This window comes from Clavibacter sp. AC415, from assembly GCF_979252985.1.
The window spans coordinates 79,977-102,433 of record NZ_CEEDAR010000019.1; the positions used below are offsets into that span (position 1 = coordinate 79,977).

A 22,457-nucleotide genomic window follows, 5' to 3' on the forward strand; every position below is an offset into this window, starting at 1 on the left:
CGAGGACACTACTGGGATGCGTCGCAGGACAGGGAGCGGAATCGTGTTTCGATCGCGTTAATCACGGGGGTGGTGACGATCGACAGGGGGGTGTCGGTCCTTTTGTCCCCCAGCGTGTCCACGGAAATGCTGACGCGCTGGCCGGGGCTGAGCGTCACCTCGACCTGGGCCACCGCGCGCCCGCCGACGATCTCCGGCTGGAAGTCGACGACCTCGTCGTCGATGCGGACGCTCAGCGGCACCGTGCCGGGGGGACCGTAGACCGCCACCCGGGTCTTGATGTCCCCGGGCGCGACGCCGTAGACCCCTCCCCCGGTCACCACGAGCGGGAGCGACGCCGCGTCCGCCGGGGCCGTCGATCCGAGGGTCACCTCGGTGCGGTAGTTCGGCCGGCCGTCGTCGCGGCACATGGCCATGGCCTGCGTGGTCTCGAGCGTCAGGAAGTAGTCCATCTTCGCGCCGGTGGCGTCGTTGAGGAAGACGCCGAACTGCGTCGACTCGCTGTTGTCCGTCGGCAGCGAGCCCTGGAACGTGGTGCCCGCGAGCGTCGCCTGCTCGTCGGGCCGCGCGTTCCACATCAGGATCCGCCTCTCCTCGGCAGCGCGCGACAGGGCCTTCACCAGCGCGGCGGGGTCCACGTCCCCGGAGGAGACCTTCGAGAAGACGGAGTCGGCGACGCTCGCGAACACGGCGTCCTGCACGTCCGGGTCGGGGTAGCGCAGGTAGACGTCGTGGAGCAGCAGGTCGACGGCGTCGTCGGAGCGGAGCACGTCGCCCGTCGACAGCGTGATGGGACCGGTCGCCTCGAGCAGGTACGACAGCGCCACGGGATCGATGCTGATGACGCCGTCGATGTCGTCCGCGTGCTTGAGGCGCCACATCTCGGCGGCGAGCGGCGCCGCCTCGGGGAACTCCGGGGTCAGCGTCACGTCCTGCATGTACCGGCCGGTGATGGTGCCGTAGAGGCCCGCCGTCTGGGGATCGAGCGGCAGCGCCGGCTCGGCGAGCCGCGGGAAGGCGCGGGCGGAGTCCTGCTGGGCGAGGGAGAACGACCCGCCGCCCGTGCGGACGAGCGCGAGCGCCCCGGGATGCCGCCGGTGGAGCGCACCTCCGCGTTGTTCTGGAACATGAGCAGGTACTCGCGGTCGCCGTCCGCCCCGAGCATGGCCGGTGCCAGGTCGGCGACGCGTCGCACGATCGCGAGGGTGTCCGCCGCGGAGCCGACGGTCTCGCGGAGCCGGGTGACGGCGTCCGTGACCGGGCTGAGCGTCGCGGCCGTGTCGATGGCCGTGACGTCGTCGAGGGCGGTGTCGAGGGCGTCGTCCGCCTGGCGGACGGGCTCCTGCGCCGCGATGATCGGATCGAGGTCGATCCGCCCGTCCTTGGGCGTGAGGCTGCCGACGTCGAGCGTCCCCGCGATGCCGACGACGGGCTCCAGGGCGTCGGCACCGATGCGGTCGACCACGCCCGCGATCTCGCGGAACGCGCGGAGGTTCGGGCCGACGAGCGGGACGGCCTCCGTGGCCGCCCACACCGGGTCGCCCGTGAGGGACACGGCTCGGGAGGAGTGCTCGCGCAGCTGCGCGACCCCGGCGGCGGCCCCCGGGGAGTCGCCTCCGAGGAGGTCGCGCTGGACGGACGAGGCGAGCGGCACGGCCTGCTCGAGCTCCGCCCGGGCGAGGAGCGCACGGGCGGAGACCCAGGCGATCCACAGCACGAGGAGCAGGGCGACGACCGCGGCCGCGGTCCCGACCACCCTCCGTCGCGTCCACGGCCGTCGCCCGCGACGCACGCGACGGGAGCGGATCGTGGAGGAGGTCACCAGGTGGCCCCTCCGTCGGTGGAGATGCTGACGGCGTCGCCCGTGAGGAGCCACACGTCGCGACCCGCGGCGGACACGGCGACCTGGCCGCTGGTGGGCACGGCGGGAGCGCATCCGACGGTGCTGATGTCGCCCGAGGCGGGGACGATGCGGCCGATGGTCGTGCCGGCGCACGACTCCGCCGTGCCCGCCGTCAGGATGCCGTCGGGGCCGAGCGCGAGCGCGAGGGCGCCGGGGGCGTCCACCTGGCGGAAGTCCCCGCTGCCGGAGCGGACGTGCAGTGCGCCGGACGCGCAGAGCACCGCCGCCGCCTGACCGCTGTCGACCACCTGCACGGCATCGTCGCAGGGGGCGTCCTGCTCACCCTGGACGAGCTGGATCGTGCCCGGCTCCTCGGGATCGACGTACGCCGTCGTGGAGGCGAGGGCCGGCGAGTCGCGCCAGAACTCCCCGCCCGTGAAGCTCTGCAGCGCGGTGCGGGAGCACGCGGCCGTGACGTCGGCGACGATGCTGCCCACGTCCGGGCTCTCGACGGTGAGCGCCAGCACGCGACGGGCGTCGAACGAGTCGGTGGTGCGGGCGTCCCACGTCCGGCCCTCGTCGATGGTGGTCTCGATGCGCGCCGCCTCGCCCGTGCAGGAGCCGGCGGTGGTGCGCCAGGCGACCTCCGCGTCACCGGCCGCGAGGAACACGGTCGGCGCGGCGACGGCGGTGGTGCCGGCGCTCGGGCTCGCGCTCGGCTCGGCGGTGGGCGAGGCCTCCGCGGTCGCGGTGCTCGTCGGGGCCGGTGCCGCCCCCTCGGATTTGTCGGCGTCGGTGCGCGTGACGGCCGCGGAGACGAGGATCAGGTCGATCACCAGGAAGGCCACGACGGCCGTGACGCCGACCCCGGGGATGAGCCGGGCGAGCGACGGGCGCTTGCGCCGGGCGCGACCCGTGACGGCCATGGGCTTCCGGCCGTCTGGCGCGGTCCTAGCCACGATCGGCTCCCGCGGCCCGGTGCGTGCGGAGGGCGGAGGGGCGTCCTCCGGTGCGGCGCGTGCGCGCCTCGGCGTGAGCCGACATGGTGTCTCCCGGTGTGGCGGGCATCTCGCGGCCGGCACGCCGCCCGATCGGGCGGCGGGGTGTCCGGGACGCGTTCCCACGACGTTCCGGGGCCCGCTCCGGTGGGAGGACGGGCCCGTGGTCCGAGCAGCGGGGAGATGCAGGATGGAGCGGTGGTGTCATCCGGATGGTACAGGGCCCCGCTCGACTGCCCGGGACGACACGGGACCCGCGGGCGCGCCCCTACCGGCGGCGGACGGCGTCAGGCCGGGGTGGGGCTGGCGCCGTCGACGCCCTCGGGGCGCACGTAGGAGTAGCCGTACTGCCCGTAGCCGTAGGCGTCCGGGCCCTTGGTCGGGAGCATCGTGAGGACGACGCCCAGGACCTCGGCGCCGACACTGTGCAGCGACTCGATGGCGGCGTGGACCTGCCCGCGGTGCGCCCGGCCGGCGGAGACCACGAGGATCGCCCCGCCCGCGCTCTTGGACAGGACCGCGCTGTCCGTGACGGGCAGGAGCGGGGGTGCGTCGATGAGCACGGTGTCGAACTCGGCCTCCAGCTCCTTCAGCAGCATGACCATGGTCCGCGACCCGAGCAGCTCGCTCGGGTTGGGCGGGATCTGGCCGGCCGGCAGCACGAACATGTTGCGGTTGCCCCACGGCTGGAGCACGTCCTTCAGCTGCGCGCGGCCGATGAGCACGTCGGTGAGGCCGACGGCGCCCTCGAGGCCGAGGTACGAGGCGAGCTTCGGGCGGCGGAGGTCGGCGTCGATGATGGCGACCCGGGCGCCCGCGTCGCTCAGCGCGATCGCGAGGTTGGCGCTGGTGGTGGACTTGCCCTCGGACTCGACGGCGCTGGTGATGACGAAGCTGCGGGCACGGCCGCCGAAGTCGAGGAACTGGAGGTTCGTGCGGAGGCTGCGGAACGACTCCGCGCGCGGGCTGCGCGGGTCGGACTGGACGATGAGCGGGCGCTCCTTCGCCTTCGGGTCGAACGCGATGCCGCCGAGGATGGGCGCGTGCGTGACGAGCCGCAGGTCGCGCTCGCCGCGGATGCGCGTGTCGAGCGTGGAGCGGAGCACGGACACCGCGACGCCCATGGCGAGGCCGATGAGCGCGCCCAGCGCCAGGTTGAGCGGCACCTTGGGCGATACGGGTGCGGCCGGGATGCGGGCCTCCTGCAGGGTCGTGATCTTCACCTGCGGCTGCCCGTTCGCGTCGAGGGGCGTGAGCTCCGCGACGACGTCGGTGAAGCTCGCGGCCACCGCGTTGGCGATGGTGGCGGCGGAGTCGGCCTGCTCGTCCTCCACGGCGATCTCGATGATGACCGTGTCGAGCGCCGCCGTGGCCGTGATCTTCGGTTCGAGCGTCTCCGCCGTGGCGCTGAGGCCGAGCTGGGCGATGACCGGCTCGAGCACGACCGGGGTGGAGACCACGTCGGCGTAGCTCTTCACCGCCCCCTGCGTGAACGTGCTGCCCTGGCTGAGGTCCTGCACGGTCCCCGCGGACTGCGTGGACACGAAGACCTTGGACGTGGCCCGGTACTCCGGCGTCTGGACGAGCGAGTAGCCCGCTGCCGCCCCGACGCCGAGGAGGAGGACGAGGAGGATCAGGATCCACGAGCGTCGCAGGATCCGGATGTACTCACGCAGTTCCACAGGCGATTCCCCCTCGTCGATGGAACGCCCCCCAACGGCGTCCGCTGCCATGCTCCCACAGGCGCGACCCGCCGTCGGACGCGGCGACGCTCTCGGGACCACGGTGCCGAGGCGCCCCAGCATCTGGGGCGGCGGAGCGTCGCGCGAGGCCCGCTAACGTGGCGGGAGGGATCAGGCCACCCACCTCCCCTCCGCCGAACGCTCACCCGAAGAGAAGATCCGGACCCCCATGCCCGACGTCTGCGCTGCCCTCCTGCCCCTCGCGACCCTGGTCATCACCGGGGCGCTCACCGCCGCCGGGCTCCGCTCGCTCCGCGACTGACCGGCTGGAGGGCCGTACGGGGCCCGTCTCAGGAGAAGTCCGCGTCCGGTCCCACGGGGTAGCTGAAGGCCGAGGCGCTCGACTCGACGGGTCGCCCGCTCGTGAGCACTCCCCCGCTCTCCGCGAGGTAGCAGGCGCCGCACAGCGACATGTACGTCACGTCCTCGCCGTCGATGGCGACCTGGTCGCCGTCGAAGATGAAGCGCTCCCCCACCTGCCGGGCGTTGAACACGGCCTTGCGGCCGCAACGGCAGATCGTCTTCATCTCCTCGAGGCTGTGCGCGATCTCGAGCAGGCGCCGGCTCCCGGGGAACGCCACCGTCTGGAAGTCGGTGCGGATGCCGTACGCGATCACCGGCACGTCCTGGAGGATCGCGATGCGGAGCAGGTCGTCGACCTGGGACTCCCGGAGGAACTGCGCCTCGTCGACGAGCAGGCACGCGGTCGGCCCGCCCTTCTCCTGCAGCACCCGCTCGCGGTGGATCCCGAACTCCTGCCACACGTCCGCGTCGGGTTCGAGCAGGAAGTCCACCGGTCGGCGGACACCGAGGCGCGACACGATGTCGCGGTCGCCCTTCGTGTCGATCACGGGCTTCGTGAGCAGGACGTGCTGCCCGCGCTCCTCGTAGTTGTAGGCGGCCTGGAGCATCGAGGTGCTCTTGCCGCTGTTCATCGCACCGAAACGGAAGTAGAGCTTGGCCATCTACCGAAGGTAGCCGTCCTCGGTGGCGCGTTCGATCAGGTCGGCCCGCCGGCCCGCGACGCGTCCCACCAGGCGGTACTTCGCGCGCACGCGGCGGAGGTAGGTCTTGGCCGTCTCGTACTGCACGTTCATGGCCGCGGCGACGTCCTGGGTCGAGCATCCCGTGACGTAGAGGCGCAGCGCCTGCTCCTCCCCCTGGCTGAGGCGCGGGCTCGCGAAGGCGCGGGTCGCCAGCGCGTACTCCTCGTCCTCGCGGCGCACCCGGCCGGCTCGGGCACCCGCGGCGACAGCGCGCACGGCGGCGACGATGTCGCCCGCGGGGACCGGACCGGTGAGCAGGGCCGCGGCGCCCGCCTCGAGCACCCGGCGTCGGACCTCGTCGGAGCCCGACCGCGACAGCACGACGACCGCCGCTCCGGCCGCACGGCAGGAGCGGACCCGGCCCTCGAGGCTGACGGCGTCCGCGAGGTCGTAGTCCACGACGACGACGTCCGTGGGGAACCGGGGCGACCGCACCAGCTGGAGCCAGGCGGTCGTGCTCACGACCACGTCGACCTCCGGGGGCGCGGCGGCGGAAGATGGCGCACACCTCGTCGAGGGCCGACTCGTGGCCCATGAGCACGCCGATGCGGACGGGCACGGGCGCCGCCCGGCCGATGGCGTCGCGCGTCCCCGCACCGGGCTCGCGCAGGGTCGTCATGCCAGAACCTTAGCCAGGCCCTCCGCCCCGCCGGGGCCACCGTGCGTGGACGGACACCTGCCGCGCGGGATCAAGAACAGGGTCGCCTGGGTCGCGGCGGCGGCCGGGAGCGCGGCGGCGACGAGCGGTCCCGGCGCGGGTGCCGGCGTCCAGCTGCCGCGTCCCCGCGCGGACGTCGCCCGGGAGTCCGCTCCCTCCTGGCTCCATCCGGGACGCGGCCGGGAGGGGGTGGGGGTGCGTGCGCCCTCGAGGCCCGGCAGGTCGGCACGGGACAGGACGCCGCCCGTGCGCGGATCCACGCGGCCGCCGCCCAGCCCGTGACGCCGGACCAGCGGGCCCATGCGCGCCGTCAACCACGTGCGAGTACGCCTGCGGCGCGTAGGCGCCGCGCGCGTACAGGTCGAGGTAGCGGCCCACGAGGTCCGGCCGCTCCCGCTCCAGCCACTCGAGGTACCACTCCTTCACGCCGGGCTTCAGGTAGAGGGCGGAGTACAGCACGCGCGTGCCGCCCGCCTCGCGGATCCGGGTGAGCGCGTGGTCGAGGTGCTCCACGGAGTCGGTGAGCATGGGCAGGATCGGCATCATGAAGACGGTGCAGTCCAGGCCCGCCTCCCGGATGGCCGTGACCGTCGCGAGCCGGGCGGCGGTAGTGGGGGTGCCCGGCTCGACGGACTGCTGGAGGTCGTCGTCGAGCACCGCGATGCTCATCGCCAGGTCGACCGGGACGCTGCGCGACGCCTCCTGGAGCAGCGGGAGGTCACGTCGGAGCAGCGTCCCCTTGGTGAGGATGGAGAGCGGCGTGCCGGACGATGCCAGCGCGGCGATGATCCCCGGCATGAGCGCGTAGCGGCCCTCCGCGCGCTGGTACGGGTCGGTGTTGGTGCCCAGGGCGACGCTGTCGCGCGTCCACGTGGGCTTGGCCAGCTCGCGCGCGAGCACCTCCGCCACGTTGACCTTGACCACGATCTGGTCGTCGAAGTCCCGGCCGCCGTCGAGGTCGAGGTACTCGTGGGTGGGGCGCGCGAAGCAGTAGACGCACGCGTGCGTGCACCCGCGATACGGGTTGATGGTCCAGCCGTACGGCATGGCCTTCGACTCCCCCGGCACCCGGTTGAGGGCAGACTTCGCCAGCACCTCGTGGAACGTCACGCCCTGGAACTCGGGCGTGCGCACGCTCTGCACCAGGTTGCTCAGGCGCGCGAGGCCGGGCAGCGCGTCGGTGCTCGCGTCCGACAGCTTCTGGGAGCTCCATCTCATGCGCCCATTCGAACACACTTTCGAACGCGCTGCACTTGGAGCGGGCGCTGCGGGGGTCGCGGCGGGCGGCCCCCGCAGGTTCAGGGCTGCAGCTCGAGGACCTCGGACGTCTCGGCCACGATCCGCGGGGTCTTCCTCGGGTCGGAGGCGACCAGCGTGCCGTAGTTCGGGATCATCCGCTTCAGCGGCTTCCGCCAGCCGTCCATGCGCTCGGGGAAGCACCGCTCGAGCACGTCGAGCATGATCGGCACGGCCGTCGAGGCCCCGGGCGATGCGCCGAGGAGGCCCGCGATGCTGCCATCGGCCGCGGCGACGACCTCGGTGCCGAACTGCAGCACCCCGCCCTTCTTCGCGTCCTTCTTCATGACCTGCACGCGCTGGCCCGCCGTGATCGGGTACCAGTCCTTCGGGTCCGCGGTGGGCATGAACTCGCGGAGCGCGTCGAACTTCGTCTCCTTCGAGGCGAGGAGCTGGCTCACGAGGTACTTGATGAGGCTCAGGTTGTCCTTCGCGACCGCGAGCATCGGGACGATGTTGTGCGGGCGGATGGAGGTGAAGAGGTCGAGGAGCGAGCCCTTCTTGAGGAAGCGCGGGCTGAACCCGGCGTAGGGGCCGAACAGCAGCGACGCCTGCCCGTCGACCACGCGCGTGTCGAGGTGCGGGACGGACATGGGCGGCGAGCCCACGGCCGCCTTGCCGTACACCTTGGCCTGGTGCTGGGCGACGATGGTCGGGTCGTCGGTGCGGAGGAACTCGCCGCTGATGGGGAAGCCGCCGAAGCCCTCGATCTCGGGAATGCCGGCCTTCTGGAGGAGGTGCAACGCACCGCCGCCCGCACCGATGAAGACGAACTTGGCGTCCACCCGCACGGTGGAGCGGCCGACCTCCTTGCGCACGTCGAGGCGCCAGGTGCCGTCGCCGTTCCGGGAGATGCGGCGGACGTCGTGGTTGAGGTGCAGGGCGGCGCCGTGCTCCGTGAGGTAGTCGACCAGCTTGTTCGTGAGGGCGCCGAAGTCGACGTCGGTGCCGCCCTCGAAGCGCGTGGCGGCGATGACCTCCGACTTGTCCCGCTGGAGGACCAGGAGCGGGGCCCAGGAGTGGATGACCGCCGGGTCCTCCGAGTACTCCATGTCGGAGAACAGCGGGTGGGCGCGCAGCGCGTCGAAGCGACGGCGCAGGTACCGGGCGTTCTCCTCCCCGCGCACGAAGGTCATGTGCGGGGTGGGGTTGATGAACTCCTTGGGCTCCGGCACCGCGCCCGCGGTGACGAGGTGCGCCCAGAACTGGCGGGAGAGCTGGAACTGCTCGTTGATGCGGGTCGCCGACCCGATCTCGATCTTCCCGTCCTTCTCCGGCGTGTAGTTCAGCTCGCAGAGTGCTGCGTGACCGGTGCCCGCGTTGTTCCACGGGTTGCTGCTCTCCATGGCGACCTCGCCGAGCCGCTCGAAGATCTGGATGGTCCAGTCGGGTTCGAGCTGCTTGATGAGGGTGCCGAGCGTCGCGCTCATGATCCCGCCGCCGACGAGGACGACGTCTACCGGTTCCGCTGATTCACTCACCGGATCAGTGTACGCCCGCGCCTCCGGCCGCCCTCGGGACCGGAGCCGCGGGTAAGGGGGCGCTGACGACGGCCGCCCGGGCGGGATCAGCGACGCGCGGCGACGACCTCGGCGATCTGGACGGCGTTGAGCGCCGCGCCCTTCCGCAGGTTGTCGTTGCTGATGAAGAGGGCGAGGCCCCGACCCTCCGGCGCACCCTCGTCGGCCCGGATGCGGCCGACGTAGCTCGGGTCGGTGCCGGCGGCCTGGAGCGGGGTGGGGATGTCGGACAGCTCCACGCCCGGCGCCGTGGACAGCAGCTCGATCGCGCGCGCGACGCTCAGCGGAGCGGCGAACTCGGCGTTCACGGACAGCGAGTGGCCGGTGAACACGGGCACGCGCACGCAGGTGCCGCTGACGAGGAGCTCCGGCAGGCCGAGGATCTTGCGGCTCTCGTTGCGGAGCTTCTTCTCCTCGTCGGTCTCGAAGAGGCCGTCGTCGACGATGCTGCCGGCGAGCGGGATGACGTCGAACGCGATGGGGCGCTGGTACACGGCGGGGGCGGGCAGCTCGACGGCGCGTCCGTCGTGGACGAGGCGGCGGAGCGCCTCCGGACCCGCCGCGACGGCGGCCTCGGCCTGGCCTGCCAGCTCCTCGGCGCCGACCAGGCCGGAACCGGAGACCGCCTGGTACGTGCTGACCACGAGGCGCGTGAGGCCGGCCTCCTCGTGCAGGACCTTGAGGACCGGCATCGCGGCCATGGTGGTGCAGTTCGGGTTCGCGATGATGCCGCGGCGGGCGTCGTCGATGGCCTCCGGGTTGACCTCGGACACGACGAGCGGGACGTCGGGATCCATGCGCCAGGCGCTGGAGTTGTCGATGACGAGGACACCGGCCTCAGCGAAGCGCGGCGCCTGCGCGCGGGACGTGGTCGCGCCCGCGGAGAAGAGCGCGATGTCGAGTCCCGTGGGATCCGCCGTCGCGGCATCCTCCACGATCACGTCGCGGCCGGCGAACGGCAGCGTCGTGCCGGCCGAGCGGGCCGACGCGAAGAAGCGGATCTCCGCGAGGGGGAAGGCGCGCTCCTCGAGCAGGCGGCGCATGACCGCGCCGACCTGCCCGGTGGCGCCGACGACGCCGACGCGGAGTCCGGCGGTCTCGGGGGCGGGGGCGGCGGATCCGGCGGGTGCGGTGTCGGTCACGGGTGTCTCCTCCTGCGGTGCGGGATCGTGCGGGTCAGCGGCCGGTGCCGGCGTGGACGACGGCCACGTCGTCCGCGTCGAGGCCGAAGGCGTGGTGGACGACGCGCACGGCCTCGTCGATGGTGTCGGCGCGCGTCACGACCGAGATGCGGATCTCGCTCGTGGAGATCATCTCGATGTTGATGCCCGCGTCGGACAGCGCGGTGAACAGCTGCGCCGAGACGCCCGCGTTGGTGCGCATGCCCGCGCCGACGAGCGCGAGCTTGCCGATCTGGTCGTCGTGCTGGAGGCCCGCGAAGCCGACGGCGTCCTTCTCCGCGGCGAGCACGGTGAGCACGCGCTGGGCGTCCGACTTCGGCAGTGTGAAGGAGATGTCGGTGAGGCTCGTCGCCGCCGCGGACACGTTCTGCACGATCATGTCGATGTTCGCGCCGGTCTTGGCGACGATGGTGAAGATCTGCGCGGCCTTGCCCGGGACGTCGGGGACGCCGACGATCGTGACCTTGGCCTCGCTGAGGTCGGCGGCGACGCCGACGATGACGGGCTCTTCCACATTCTCTCCATCCGTGGGGTTGTAGACGATGGTGCCCTCGTTGTGCGTGAACGAGGAGCGGACGTGCAGCAGGACGCCGTGCCGGCGGGCGTACTCGACGGCGCGGATGTAGAGCACCTTGGCGCCGGACGCCGCGAGCTCGAGCATCTCCTCGCTCGTGATGCGGTCGATCTTGCGCGCCAGCGGGACGACGCGCGGGTCGGCCGTGAAGATGCCGTCGACGTCGGTGTAGATCTCGCAGACGTCGGCGCCGAGCGCCGCGGCGAGGGCGACGGCCGTGGTGTCGGATCCGCCGCGGCCGAGTGTGGTGATGTCGCCCGTGCCGCGGTTGAAGCCCTGGAAGCCGGCCACGATGGCGATGGCGCCCTCGCCGAGCGCGTCGCGGACGCGGCCCGGCGTGACGTCGACGATGCGGGCGGCGCCGTGCTGGGCGTCGGTGATCATGCCGGCCTGGCTGCCGGTGAAGGAGCGCGCGTCGTAGCCCATGCTCTTGATGGCCATGGCGAGCAGGGCCATGGAGATGCGCTCCCCCGCGGTGAGGAGCATGTCGAGCTCGCGCGGCGCGGGGATGGGCGTGACCTCGTGCGCCAGGTCGAGCAGCTCGTCGGTGGAGTCGCCCATGGCGGACACGGCGACGACCACGTCGTTCCCGGCCTTGCGCGTCGCGACGATGCGCTTCGCGACCCGCTTGATGCTCTCGGCATCGGCCACCGACGATCCGCCGAACTTCTGCACGATGAGGCTCACGGGCGACTCCTGGGGTTCGGGTGGGCGTGGGCGGCCCGGATGACGATTCTAGGGCGGGGGCGCCCGGGGATCCGGCGTGTGACGGCGCGGGGCGGGACCCAGGCCGCGGCGGTGGTGCCCGGTCACTCCCCCACGAGGCGCCGGCCCTCGAAGGCGCGGCCGAGGGTGACCTCGTCGGCGTACTCGAGGTCGCCGCCGACGGGGAGGCCGGAGGCGAGGCGCGTGACGCGGATGTCGAAGGTGGAGAGCAGACGCGAGAGGTAGGTCGCGGTCGCCTCTCCCTCCAGGTTCGGGTCCGTGGCGATGATGACCTCGGTGACCGTGGCGTCGGCGAGGCGCTGCATGAGCTGGCGGATGCGGAGGTCGTCCGGTCCGATGCCGTCGATGGGGCTGATGGCCCCGCCGAGGACATGGTAGAGCCCGCGGAACTCGCGCGTGCGCTCGATGGCGACGACGTCCTTGGCCTCCTCGACCACGCAGATGGTGGCGGGGCTGCGGCGGGGATCCCGGCAGATGCCGCAGGTCTCCTCCTCGCTCACGTTGCCGCAGATGGCGCAGAACCGCACCTTGTCGCGGACGACGGTGAGCACCTCGGCGAGACGCGAGACGTCGAACGTCTCCGTCTGCAGGATGTGGAACGCGATGCGCTGCGCCGACTTCGGGCCGATGCCCGGCAGGCGGCCGAGCTCGTCGATGAGCTCCTGGACGATTCCCTCGTACATGCGGCGCTAGTCCTGACCTGTGGGGCGGATGGTGGGGCGGGCCTTCCGCTCGACGGGCTTCTCCTCGATGAAGCTCGCCTGCAGGATCTCGCGGACGACGGACTCGCCGTAGCGCTGCGGGGCGGCAGCCGGACTCGGGTTGGCCTCCGGGGCCCTCTTCGCCGCCGTCGCCGACGCTGGTGCGGCCTTCGCGGTCGGTGCCGACTGCTGCCGCGGCGCCGACGAGGGCCGCGCGGCGGGAGGCGCCTCATCGGGCGATGCGCCACCGGTGGCCCAGCCGGGCTCCGCGGGGCCGAACTCGTCGGGGTCGGGCTCCTCGAAGTCTGGGACCTGGGAGTCGGGGACCACGGACGGACCTCGCGTCGGCGGGGCCGGCGCGGACGACCTCGGCGTGACGGCCGGGGCCGCGGGGGCGGATGGACCGGTCGACGCCAGCGCCGAGCGCTCGGGCCGTGCGGACGGCGCCGCCGCGGCGCCGGGGTCGGACGTGGGGATGGCCACGGTGGCCCATCCACCGCCGGCGGGTGCGACCTTGGCGGCGGGCGCAGAGCGCTGCACCGCCTTGGGGGAGGCGGCCGGGGAGGTCGGAGCGGCCGACCGCGCGGCGGCGGGGTCCTCCCGGGTCGAGGCAGGGCCGGACGACGCCGGGCGGGAAGCGGGCGGGGCGGCTGCGGGCGTCGGGGACGTCGGGGCGCCGCCGGACGGCGCGGACCCGCCGTGCGGCTCGACGCGCGCGATGAACTTCACGCGGAGGCCGAGAACGTCGAGGATGGCGGTGCGCAGGATGTCGCTGACGCCCTGCCCGGGCGCACCGCGCTCCTTGAACTTCTCGGCGTCGTCGGCGCTGACGAAGGACAGCGTGAGCACGTCGCCCGCCAGTGCGCGGGGGGTCGCGGTGACGGCGACGAGCCATGCGCTCCGCTTCGCCTTCTCCACGGCCTCCACGACGGAGGGCCACGCGTCGCGGAGCTGCTCGAACGTGACCGGACCCACGGGAGCGGCCGCGGCGGTCGCGGCCGGGGCCGGCGGGGCGCTCGCGGCCGGAGTCGCGGCGTTCGGAGCCGGCGTGGCGGTCGCGTCCGGTGTCGGAGTCGCCGCGGTGACGGGATCGGGTGCCGCTGCCCGGGCCGGTGACGCTGCGGGTGCCGCCGCGGGAGGCGCGGTCACGGCGGCAGTGGCAGGCGTCGCGGCGGTGGCAGGCGGCGCGGCGGTGGCAGCCGGTGCGGCCGCGGTCGTCGGGTCCGCCGACGCATCCGCCACCCCGACCCGGCGCTCGAGGCGCTCGACGCGGGCGAGGGCGCCGCGGTGCGTGTCGTCGCTGGCGGGCACGAGGACGCGGGCCACGAGGAGCTCGAGGTGGAGGCGCGGGGACGTGGCCCCGGTCATCTCCGTGAGGGCGGCGTTGACGACGTCGGCGGCGCGCGAGAGCTCGACGGCGCCGAACGCGACGGCCTGGGCGCGCATGCGCTCGAGCTCGTCCTCCGGGGTGCCGCGGAGCACGGCGGCGGCGCCCTCGACGGAGGTGGCGCCGACGATGATGAGGTCGCGGAGGCGCTCGAGCAGGTCCTCCACGAAGCGGCGGGGATCCTGGCCGGTCTGGATGACCCGGTCGACGCCTGCGAAGGCGGCTGCCGCGTCGTGCCGGGCGACGGCGTCGATGACCTCGTCGAGGAGGGCCGCGTGCGTGTAGCCGAGGAGGGCGACGGCGCGCTCGTACTCCACGCTCTCGTCCTCCGACCCGGCGATGAGCTGGTCGAGCAGGGAGAGCGCGTCGCGCACCGATCCCCCGCCGGCCCGCACGACGAGCGGCAGGACGCCCGGGGCGACCTGCACGTGCTCCTCCTTCGACAGGTGCTCCACGTAGTCGAGCATCTGGGCGGGCGGCACGAGCCGGAACGGGTAGTGGTGCGTGCGGGAGCGGATGGTTCCGATGACCTTGTCGGGCTCGGTGGTGGCGAAGATGAACTTCACGTGCTCCGGCGGCTCCTCCACGATCTTCAGCAGCGCGTTGAAGCCCTGCGGCGTGACCATGTGCGCCTCGTCGAGGATGAAGATCTTGTAGCGGTCGCGGGCGGGGGCGAAGACGGCACGCTCGCGGATGTCGCGCGCGTCGTCGACGCCGTTGTGGCTCGCCGCGTCGATCTCGACCACGTCGAGCGACCCGCTGCCGTCGCGGCTCAGCTCGACGCAGCTCGGGCAGACGCCGCACGGGGTGTCGGTGGGACCCTCCGCGCAGTTGAGGCAGCGCGCGAGGATGCGGGCGGAGGTGGTCTTGCCGCAGCCGCGCGGACCGCTGAACAGGTAGGCGTGGTTGACGCGGTTGGTGCGGAGTGCCGTGCGCAGCGGATCCGTCACCTGCGTCTGGCCGATGAGCTCGGCGAAGTTCTCTGGCCGGTAACGGCGATACAGGGCGGTGACCACGGTCCCGAGGATACCGGGCACCCCCGACCGTCCGGCCGCGCCGGTCGGCGCGGAGGACGGCCGCCGCGTCCTCCGGCGGGGAGGGCACGGCGGCCAGAAAGATCAGCGATCGGCCGCGACCCGGCCCGGGGCGTCCTCGCCCTCGCCCTCGGGGGCGATGACCCCCGTCGTGCGCTCGTCGGCGGGCGCGGCGGATCCGGACCCGTCACCGCCAGCGGCAGTGGCCGAGGACCGCTCGTCTCCCGGGCGCATCCGCTCGCGGATCCACCCGGGCGCGCTGCTGCGGACCCGGGAGGCGAGCGCCATCCCCTGGCGCCACGTGGCATCGCGGACGAACAGGAAGTCGAGGGCGATCATCGCCAGCGAGAACGGCCAGAGGCCGAGGAGGAGGCCGATCATCAGGTGCATGCCCGTGATGACGACGAGGGCGACGATGCGCGACGGCCGCCACAGGATCAGCACCGGGAACAGCCCCTGGAACGCCACGGCCATGAAGCTCGCGAGCACCACCCCGAGGCTCATCTGCACGAGCAGGTCGTTGAGCGCGGGCCACGGGCGGTAGCCGTCGAGCATGAGGGAGTAGTAGGTGGCGCTCCCGTCGCGCCACTCCTCGCCCATCAGCTTGAGGATCGCGGAGTTCACGTAGATGAGCATGATCTGGTACGCGCTGAGCACCAGGGCCGTGTTGTGCAGCAGCACGGGCACGAAGCGCGGGACGCGCGCGAGCAGAGCGCGGATCCCCGCCAGGGTGGCAGCCGGCTGCCGCGCCGGACCGCGGCGCCGCCGGACGGCATCGAGCGAGAAGTGCCGCGACAGGTCCGCGAACAGAGCGAAGAAGAGGGTGAGCCGCATGACGACGTCACCGCCGTTGGTGAGCAGCGTGCTGTTCGTCGACAGGCCCACCCAGAACAGCAGCAGGAACGGCGTGACGATCCGCGTGCGCAGTCCGAGCGTGAACAGCACGGCGAGGGCGGCGAGCACGAGGTAGGCCAGGTCGAACAGGGTGGCATCGGTCTTGGAGAACAGCTTCCCGAAGAGGTCGGGCCAGTCGCGGAGCCGCACGAGCGGGTCGACGAAGCGCGAGCCGACGCCCCACAGGTAGTGGCGGTCGGCGAAGCTCGTCACCAGGACGCCGATCATCACGAGGCCCAGGGTGATGCGGAGCGCCGCGAAGCTGTACGTGGCGTGCTCGCGCTCCGTGAGCCAGCGCACAGCGGCGCGGGGCCAGGTCGCGGGTGTCCGGAGTGACCGGAGGAGGGTCGCGTCCTGGGCGGCCGCACGACTCCGTGCCGAGCGCGCGCGCCCCGCCCAGGAGCCGGCCGCGGGGGTCGGACGCTCGTCGCGCGTGCTCGTCTTCATCGTGCGTACCTCTCGACGACGGACTGGTAGACGCTGAGCGCCTGGGGATCGATGACGTCGTCGACGTGACGCCACCCCGAACGTCCGCACGGACGGCTCGTACTGCCGTGCGTCGTCGAGGCGGCGGTCGAAGTCGTTCGGCCGGGTGGTCACCACGCGCCACCGGACGCGCTCGACGTCGCGGCCGAAGTAGGCCGTGCTCCAGTACGTCGCGAACTCCTTCACCACGTACTCGTGCCGGAGGAAGGAGATCACGCGGCCCCGCGTGCCGTCCTCGAGCCCGGAGAGCTGCTCGATGAGCGAGTCCGCGGTCTTCGCCGCGTAGCCCGTATCGGTGCGCCGGATGAAGGTGTCGCGCACCACCTCCTGCTGCTCGGTCGACAGCGCCTGGTAGCGGGTCATGTACGTCTTCACGAGGTTGGCGCTCTGCTTGTTGGTGCGCGAGCCCTGCAACCGCCCCTCGCTGGCCCCGTACTCGGACTCGTCACCGGGATCCAGTCGCTCTTGACCAGGGCTCCCGACTCGTCGCGCCACTGCGACTGGACCTCGAGGAAGCGGCTCGCCTTCTGGATGGAGGGAGCGAAGACGTTCCACTGCTGGGAGAAGAAGGGACGGGCCGGGGCCGTGAGCGCTCGGGTGGCGCCGTTCTGCGGGACGGCCATGAGGATCGTCGTCGCGATGTAGACGATGACGACCCCGACCGCGACGAGTGCGCTCACCCGGGCTCCTCGCGTCAGCGCCGGAAGATCGCTGGGACGCGGACGTCTCGGGCCGTCGGCCCCGTCGCGTGGGGCAGCCTCAGGGTCGAGGCGATCGGATCCGCTCGCAGCGTCTGCCGGTCGAGTGCGGTCGTGCGTCGTGTGGGTCATGAGCGCCGTCCCCCTGGTGCGTCGGGTGCTGAGAGAGCACGTATCGGGTGTGTCGTGCTGGTCGTGCTGGTCGTGCTGGTCGTGCTGGTCGTGCGGGTCGTGCCGCTCGTGCGGGAGACGACTCGGGGCGGGGTGGCCCACGGCGTTCATGCCGTGGGCCACCCGCCCGTCAACGTCGTCGTCTCGAGCCCATCAGGCCTGTCGACGACGGCTCTGGTGCAGTGCACCCGCGCCGGTCAGCAGCATCAGGAGCGCGATGCCGCCGAGCAGGAACAGACCGTCGGAGCCGCCACCGGTGACCGGGAGGATCCCGCCGCCGTAGCCGCCGTTCCCTCCACGGATCGGCGTTCCGGGCTGGCCGGCGGGGACCGTCTTCGCGACCACCGTGAAGTCGGTGTCCGGAAGATCGGTCGGGCCGGACTCGCTGCCCGTCACCGTCACCGAGTGCGCACCGAGCTCGAAGTCGGCGCCGATCGGGAAGGTGAAGACCACCCGTCCGTCCGGTCCGGCCGTCTGCGCGGTGAGCGGCATCGGCGTGGAGTTCACCGTGGCGGAGACGGTCTCGCCGGGGGTGAACCCGGTGCCCGTCACCTGCTGGATCACTCCGGTGCCGCGGACGACGCTGGAGAACGCGACCGTCGTGCGGGTCAGCTCGTCGGAGCCATCGGCGTCCGTGCCGTCCGTCGCGTCGGCGTCCACGTCAGCAGCAGCGTCGGTGTCAGCAGCAGCATCCACGTCTGCAGCAGCGTCGGTGTCAGCAGCGGCGTCCACGTCTGCAGCAGCGTCGGTGTCAGCAGCAGCGTCCATGTCCGCGGCGGCGTCGGTGTCAGCAGCAGCATCCACGTCAGCAGCAGCATCCACGTCAGCAGCAGCATCCACATCCGCAGCAGCGTCGGTGTCAGCAGCAGCATCCACATCCGCAGCAGCGTCTACGTCGGCGGCAGCATCGGTGTCAGCAGCAGCATCCACATCCGCAGCAGCGTCTACGTCGGCGGCAGCATCGGTGTCAGCAGCAGCATCCACATCCGCAGCAGCATCCACGTCAGCAGCAGCATCCACGTCAGCAGCAGCATCCACGTCAGCAGCAGCATCCACGTCAGCAGCAGCATCCACGTCAGCAGCAGCATCGGTGTCAGCGGCAGCATCCACGTCCGCAGCAGCGTCGGTGTCAGCGGCAGCATCCACATCCGCAGCAGCGTCGGTGTCAGCAGCAGCATCCACATCCGCAGCAGCATCCACGTCCGCAGCAGCGTCGGTGTCAGCAGCAGCATCCACATCCGCAGCGGCGTCTACGTCGGCGGCAGCGTCGGTGTCAGCAGCAGCATCCACATCGGCAGCAGCGTCCGTGTCAGCAGCAGCATCCACATCCGCAGCAGCGTCGGTGTCAGCAGCAGCATCCACATCCGCAGCGGCATCCACATCAGCTGCGGCATCGACATCAGCTGCGGCGTCCACATCAGCGGCGGCGTCTACGTCCGCAGCAGCGTCGGTGTCAGCAGCAGCATCCACATCCGCAGCAGCGTCCACATCAGCAGCAGCATCTACATCGGCAGCAGCGTCGGTGTCAGCTGCGGCATCGACATCCGCAGCAGCGTCCACATCAGCGGCGGCGTCTACGTCCGCGGCAGCGTCAGTGTCGGTGTCGGCAGCAGCGTCCACGTCAGCAGCAGCATCCACATCGGCTGCGGCATCGACATCAGCGGCGGCATCTACATCCGCAGCAGCGTGCACATCAGCGGCGGCATCGACATCCGCAGCAGCGTCGGTGTCGTCAGCAGCAGCATCCACGTCAGCAGCAGCGTCCACATCAGCAGCAGCATCCACATCGGCTGCGGCATCGACATCAGCGGCGGCATCGACATCCGCAGCAGCGTCCACATCAGCGGCGGCATCGACATCCGCAGCAGCGTCGGTGTCAGCAGCAGCATCCACGTCAGCAGCAGCATCCACATCGGCTGCGGCATCGACATCCGCAGCAGCGTCCACATCAGCGGCGGCATCTACGTCCGCAGCAGCGTCCACATCAGCGCCACCATCGATGTCGGCATCGGCATCTCCGTCGACATCAGCGGCGCCGTCCGCGGCAGCCGCGTCGACCGTGAAGGTCACCGAGTCCGAGCCCGCCTCCGCGTCGTCCACCGTCTGGGTGGCGGTCGCGGTGTAGGGACCGACCGGCAGGTCGACGAACACGACATCGAAGGCACCCGTGACCGGGTCCGCCGTCGTCGTCTGCGTCTCCTGGCCGGGGATGGCGACCGCGACCGACGCGCCGGGCTCGGCGGTCCCGCGGATGGTCACGTCCTGCGGACCACCGGGGATCACCTCCCCCTGCGCCGGCTCGGTGATGATCACGTCGGCGATGACCGGCGCCACTGTGAAGGAGACGGAGTCGGTGCCGCCCGCGGCCTGAGTCGCCACCGCGGTGTAGGCACCGGGCTCGAGGCCCGGGAACACGACGGAGAACGAGCCTGCGGTGGGTCCGAACGGAGCCGCCGTGGCCGTCTGCGTGGCCTCGCCGTCGATGGTCACCGTGACCACCGAGCCCGGCTCGGCCGTGCCGCTGACGGTCACGTTCTGGGTACCGCCCGGGAGGATCTCGCCCGCATCGGGCTCGAGGATCACTACCGGGTCCACCGCGTCAGCGGCAGCGATGGTGAAGTCGACCGCATCCGTGCCGGAGGCGACGCCCCCGACCGTCTGCACCGCGGTCGCCGTGTACTCACCGGCAGGCAGCTGCGGGAAGGTCACCGAGAAGGCACCCGTCGTCGCGTCCGCCGTGGCAACCTCGTCGTCCTGGCCGAAGATGGAGACCGTCACCGTGGCGTTCGGCTCAGCCGTACCGCTCACGATCACGTCCTGAGTGCCGCCCGCGATCACCTCGTCCTGGTCGGGCTCGAGGATCGCCACCGGAGCGACCGGCGCAACCACCGGAGCGATGGTGAAGTCGACCGCATCCGTGCCGGAGGCGACGCCCGACCGTCTGCACCGCGGTCGCCGTGTACTCACCGGCAGGCAGCTGCGGGAAGGTCACCGAGAAGGCACCCGTCGTCGCGTCCGCCGTGGCAACCTCGTCGTCCTGGCCGAAGATGGAGACCGTCACCGTGGCGTTCGGCTCAGCCGTACCGCTCACGATCACGTCCTGAGTGCCGCCCGCGATCACCTCGTCCTGGTCGGGCTCGAGGATCGCCACCGGAGCGACCACGACCGCAGCGCTCACGGTGAAGGTCACCGTGTCGCTCGACTCCACGCCGCCGACCACCTGGGTCGCCGTCGCCGTGTACGTGTCAGCCGGGAGCGCCGGGAACGTCGCCTCGAAGGCGCCCGTCACATCGTCTGCGGTCACGATCTGGTCGGTCTCACCCGGGATCGACACCGTCACGGTGGCGCCCGGCTCAGCCGTGCCGCTCACGATCACGTCCTGCGTGCCGCCCGGGATGACCTCGTCCTCATCGGGCTCGAGGATCGTCACCGGGGCGACATCCGGCGCGACCGGACCGACGGTGAACGTCACCGTGTCGGTGGTCGTCACCCCACCGACGGTCTGGGAGGCGGTCGCCGTGTAGGCGCCCGCGACGAGTCCAGGGAACTCGACCGAGAACCCGCCACCTGCGGCGACAGGAGACGTCGTGGGATGGCTGACCGGCGATGGTGACGGTGACGGGCGCCGATTCATCGGCCGTGCCCGACACGGGAACATCCGCCGTCGTGGCGTCACCCACGAATGCGAAGTTCTGGTCGGGAGTCGGCGACGTGATGTCGACGGGGGTGGCCGGTGCGACGACGGCCTCAGCCCGCACGGAGGCGGATGCGAGGTCGATCACGGGCCCATTCACGAGCGGGAGGAGGGAGACGCGGGAGCGCGGTCACCGTGAAGATGCCGGCCGTCGAGGTCCCTTCTGGATCCTGGAATCCATTCGGGCCGCCAGGCGCGGTCGTCGTCGTCTGGCGGTTGACGGTGAGCTGCACGATCTCGCCGACCACGTCGAGCACCGGTGAAAGAGAACCGATGAGCGGGGTAGTGATCGCCGTGACGTCCTCGAGCTGGAGCACTTCGCCGAGCGAGGTTGGCAGAGAGGGCAGCACTCCGCTCACAACCAGGTCGGTCAGGGGCTGGAGGATGTTGGCACCCACGGGAAGGCCGAGGATCCTCGTGCCCGACACGTCGATGGGCAGGACAGCGGCGGGGTCGAGCAGATCCGCGAGAGCGGCGTCGATCCTGATGGCGACGCTGCTGGGCAGGATGCCACCGAGGATGTTCACCCCGGCATTGACGTTCACGACCACGCGGGTCGAGTCCAGAACCTCCTCCAACACGGCTGCAGGAAGCAGGTTCGTGAGGATGTCGTCGACGGCGAGCGCGATGGTGTCTGCCAGCACGATCGGAGCGTTCGCCGGCTGATCGTCGAGGATCTGCCCCAGGTCGACCGAGATGGTTCCCTGGGCGACGTTGATCGTGACCGCACCGCTGGTGAGCGGCTCCGCGAGCACAGCGTTCACAGCCGCCTGCGTGTTCACCGACAACGCGATCGTGCCAGTCGGGGTCTGCACGCTCAGAGCGCGTCCGAGGAGAGGACCGAGCAGATCCGTGAGGAGGTTGTCCAGGCTCGTTGCCAGTTGCGGCTGGAGTTGCAGGGTGGTGTTCAAGCTCGGGGCGAGTGTCCCACACCATTGTTCACGGACGTTCCCAGGGCACCCACCAGCGGACTGGTGATGTTCGCATCGGCCGATGCGATGTTGTACCCGGACGTCACCTGGCCGGCTCCGGGGTCGGTCGCCGTGGCGGAGAGCGCCCCCAGCCCGAGGGAGAGGTCGGAGACGGTGCCCGTCGCATCGAGCTCACCGAGCAGGGGTGCGAGGTCCAGCTGGATCACGTCGCCCGAGCCCGCGTTGACGTTGATGGCGCCCGTGTCGGTCACGGCACCGGCGGCACCGGTCGCGCCGACGCTTCCTGACGACGCGTACTGGTTGGCAGCGCCACCGGCGACCGCCTGATCGAGGGTGAGGATGTCGCCGAGCTGGATGTCGGCCGCGATCTGCGCCTGCAGGAGCCCGCTGAGGACGGTGGCGTCGATGACGCCCGACTCCCTCTGCGGATCCACGGCGTCACCCGGTCGGAAGCCCGTGTAGGCGCCCGAGAGCTGGGCGATGGCGGACAGGTCCGGCTCACCGGAGAGCGTGAGCAGGCGGCCTTCCGCCTCCGCCGTGTCGCCCACCGCGGCGTTCGCGGGCACGGTGCCCCCGAACGCGACGATGGCCGCGGCCAGCCCGAAGGCCGTCGCGGTCGCCAGCCTGCTTCTGCGGCTGGGCATGTGTAGTGCCATGTTGGATCCCCTCGATTGCATGGCCGGCCGGCATCGCCCGAAGGGCGCGCGGCCGTGCGTCATCACCGAGAGGTGGCCCCCACCAGTCCCCCCGGACCCCATGAGCGTGTCATCCGCCCTCCTGGGCCGACAACCCTGCGGGGCACTGGTCTGCCGGGGATGGGTACTGCGTGGTGGAACCAGTAGTCGAGCCAGTGGCGCTACCGGTCCGGGATGTCCG

Annotated in this window: 13 protein-coding genes and 3 pseudogenes; all 16 read right to left on the reverse strand. The window is 71.9% G+C overall.

The genetic code is table 11. The features are described from left to right. Positions 1–8 precede the first annotated feature (8 nt). Positions 9–1,936 (reverse strand): annotated as a pseudogene (locus ACZ411_RS13325) (DUF4012 domain-containing protein). Next, positions 1,819–2,769, reverse strand: a complete 951-nt coding sequence (locus ACZ411_RS13330) for a hypothetical protein (RefSeq protein WP_464171198.1) — start codon at positions 2,767–2,769, stop codon at positions 1,819–1,821. Before ACZ411_RS13330 ends, ACZ411_RS13325 begins: the two are co-directional and overlap by 118 nt. A 359-nt stretch (positions 2,770–3,128) precedes the next feature. Further along, on the reverse strand, positions 3,129–4,523 hold the full coding sequence (locus tag ACZ411_RS13335; protein ID WP_464171199.1) for a tyrosine-protein kinase domain-containing protein: 1,395 nt from the start codon (positions 4,521–4,523) through the stop codon (positions 3,129–3,131). A 350-nt stretch (positions 4,524–4,873) separates the two neighbouring features. Next, positions 4,874–5,548 (reverse strand): thymidine kinase, encoded by a 675-nt coding sequence (locus tag ACZ411_RS13340; protein ID WP_464171200.1) that lies wholly within the window; start codon positions 5,546–5,548, stop codon positions 4,874–4,876. Continuing rightward, a complete protein-coding gene (locus ACZ411_RS13345; protein WP_464171201.1) occupies positions 5,549–6,091 on the reverse strand; it encodes a helix-turn-helix transcriptional regulator in 543 nt (180 codons plus the stop codon). 231 nt (positions 6,092–6,322) lie between these two features. Continuing rightward, positions 6,323–7,505, reverse strand: a pseudogene (locus ACZ411_RS13350) (Rv2578c family radical SAM protein); the annotation flags it as partial. Positions 7,506–7,585: 80 nt separating this feature from the next. Continuing rightward, positions 7,586–9,064: a malate:quinone oxidoreductase gene (locus ACZ411_RS13355; RefSeq protein ID WP_094115297.1), complete on the reverse strand. Its 1,479-nt coding sequence runs from the start codon at positions 9,062–9,064 to the stop codon at positions 7,586–7,588. Positions 9,065–9,150: 86 nt separating this feature from the next. Continuing rightward, positions 9,151–10,245 carry an aspartate-semialdehyde dehydrogenase gene (locus tag ACZ411_RS13360; RefSeq protein ID WP_104290659.1) on the reverse strand — a complete coding sequence of 365 codons (1,095 nt, stop codon included), beginning with the start codon at positions 10,243–10,245 and terminating at the stop codon, positions 9,151–9,153. 34 nt (positions 10,246–10,279) lie between these two features. Further along, positions 10,280–11,545, reverse strand: a complete 1,266-nt coding sequence (locus tag ACZ411_RS13365; protein ID WP_464171202.1) for an aspartate kinase — start codon at positions 11,543–11,545, stop codon at positions 10,280–10,282. Positions 11,546–11,667: 122 nt separating this feature from the next. After that, on the reverse strand, positions 11,668–12,267 hold the full coding sequence (gene recR / locus ACZ411_RS13370) for a recombination mediator RecR (protein ID WP_012297640.1): 600 nt from the start codon (positions 12,265–12,267) through the stop codon (positions 11,668–11,670). Positions 12,268–12,273: 6 nt separating this feature from the next. Continuing rightward, entirely contained in the window at positions 12,274–14,688 is a 2,415-nt protein-coding gene (locus ACZ411_RS13375; protein ID WP_464171203.1) for a DNA polymerase III subunit gamma and tau, read from the reverse strand. Between the two features lie 102 nt (positions 14,689–14,790). Next, positions 14,791–16,500: an HTTM domain-containing protein gene (locus tag ACZ411_RS13380; protein ID WP_464171204.1), complete on the reverse strand. Its 1,710-nt coding sequence runs from the start codon at positions 16,498–16,500 to the stop codon at positions 14,791–14,793. After that, on the reverse strand, positions 16,458–16,766 hold the full coding sequence (locus ACZ411_RS13385) for a DUF5819 family protein (protein ID WP_464171205.1): 309 nt from the start codon (positions 16,764–16,766) through the stop codon (positions 16,458–16,460). The genes ACZ411_RS13380 and ACZ411_RS13385 overlap by 43 nt, the downstream gene beginning before the upstream one ends. A 342-nt stretch (positions 16,767–17,108) precedes the next feature. After that, positions 17,109–19,823 carry a hypothetical protein gene (locus tag ACZ411_RS13390; protein WP_464171206.1) on the reverse strand — a complete coding sequence of 905 codons (2,715 nt, stop codon included), beginning with the start codon at positions 19,821–19,823 and terminating at the stop codon, positions 17,109–17,111. Then, positions 19,747–20,445: a hypothetical protein gene (locus ACZ411_RS13395; RefSeq protein ID WP_464171207.1), complete on the reverse strand. Its 699-nt coding sequence runs from the start codon at positions 20,443–20,445 to the stop codon at positions 19,747–19,749. The genes ACZ411_RS13390 and ACZ411_RS13395 overlap by 77 nt, the downstream gene beginning before the upstream one ends. A 257-nt stretch (positions 20,446–20,702) precedes the next feature. Then, a pseudogene (locus ACZ411_RS13400) lies at positions 20,703–22,339 on the reverse strand (choice-of-anchor G family protein). Positions 22,340–22,457 lie beyond the last annotated feature (118 nt).

Coding starts and splice junctions, on each gene's coding strand:
- ACZ411_RS13330 (WP_464171198.1), bottom strand. CDS start 2,769: ATGGCCGTCACGGGTCGCGCCCGGCGCAAGCGCCCGTCGCTCGCCCGG.
- ACZ411_RS13340 (WP_464171200.1), bottom strand. CDS start 5,548: ATGGCCAAGCTCTACTTCCGTTTCGGTGCGATGAACAGCGGCAAGAGC.
- recR (WP_012297640.1), bottom strand. CDS start 12,267: ATGTACGAGGGAATCGTCCAGGAGCTCATCGACGAGCTCGGCCGCCTG.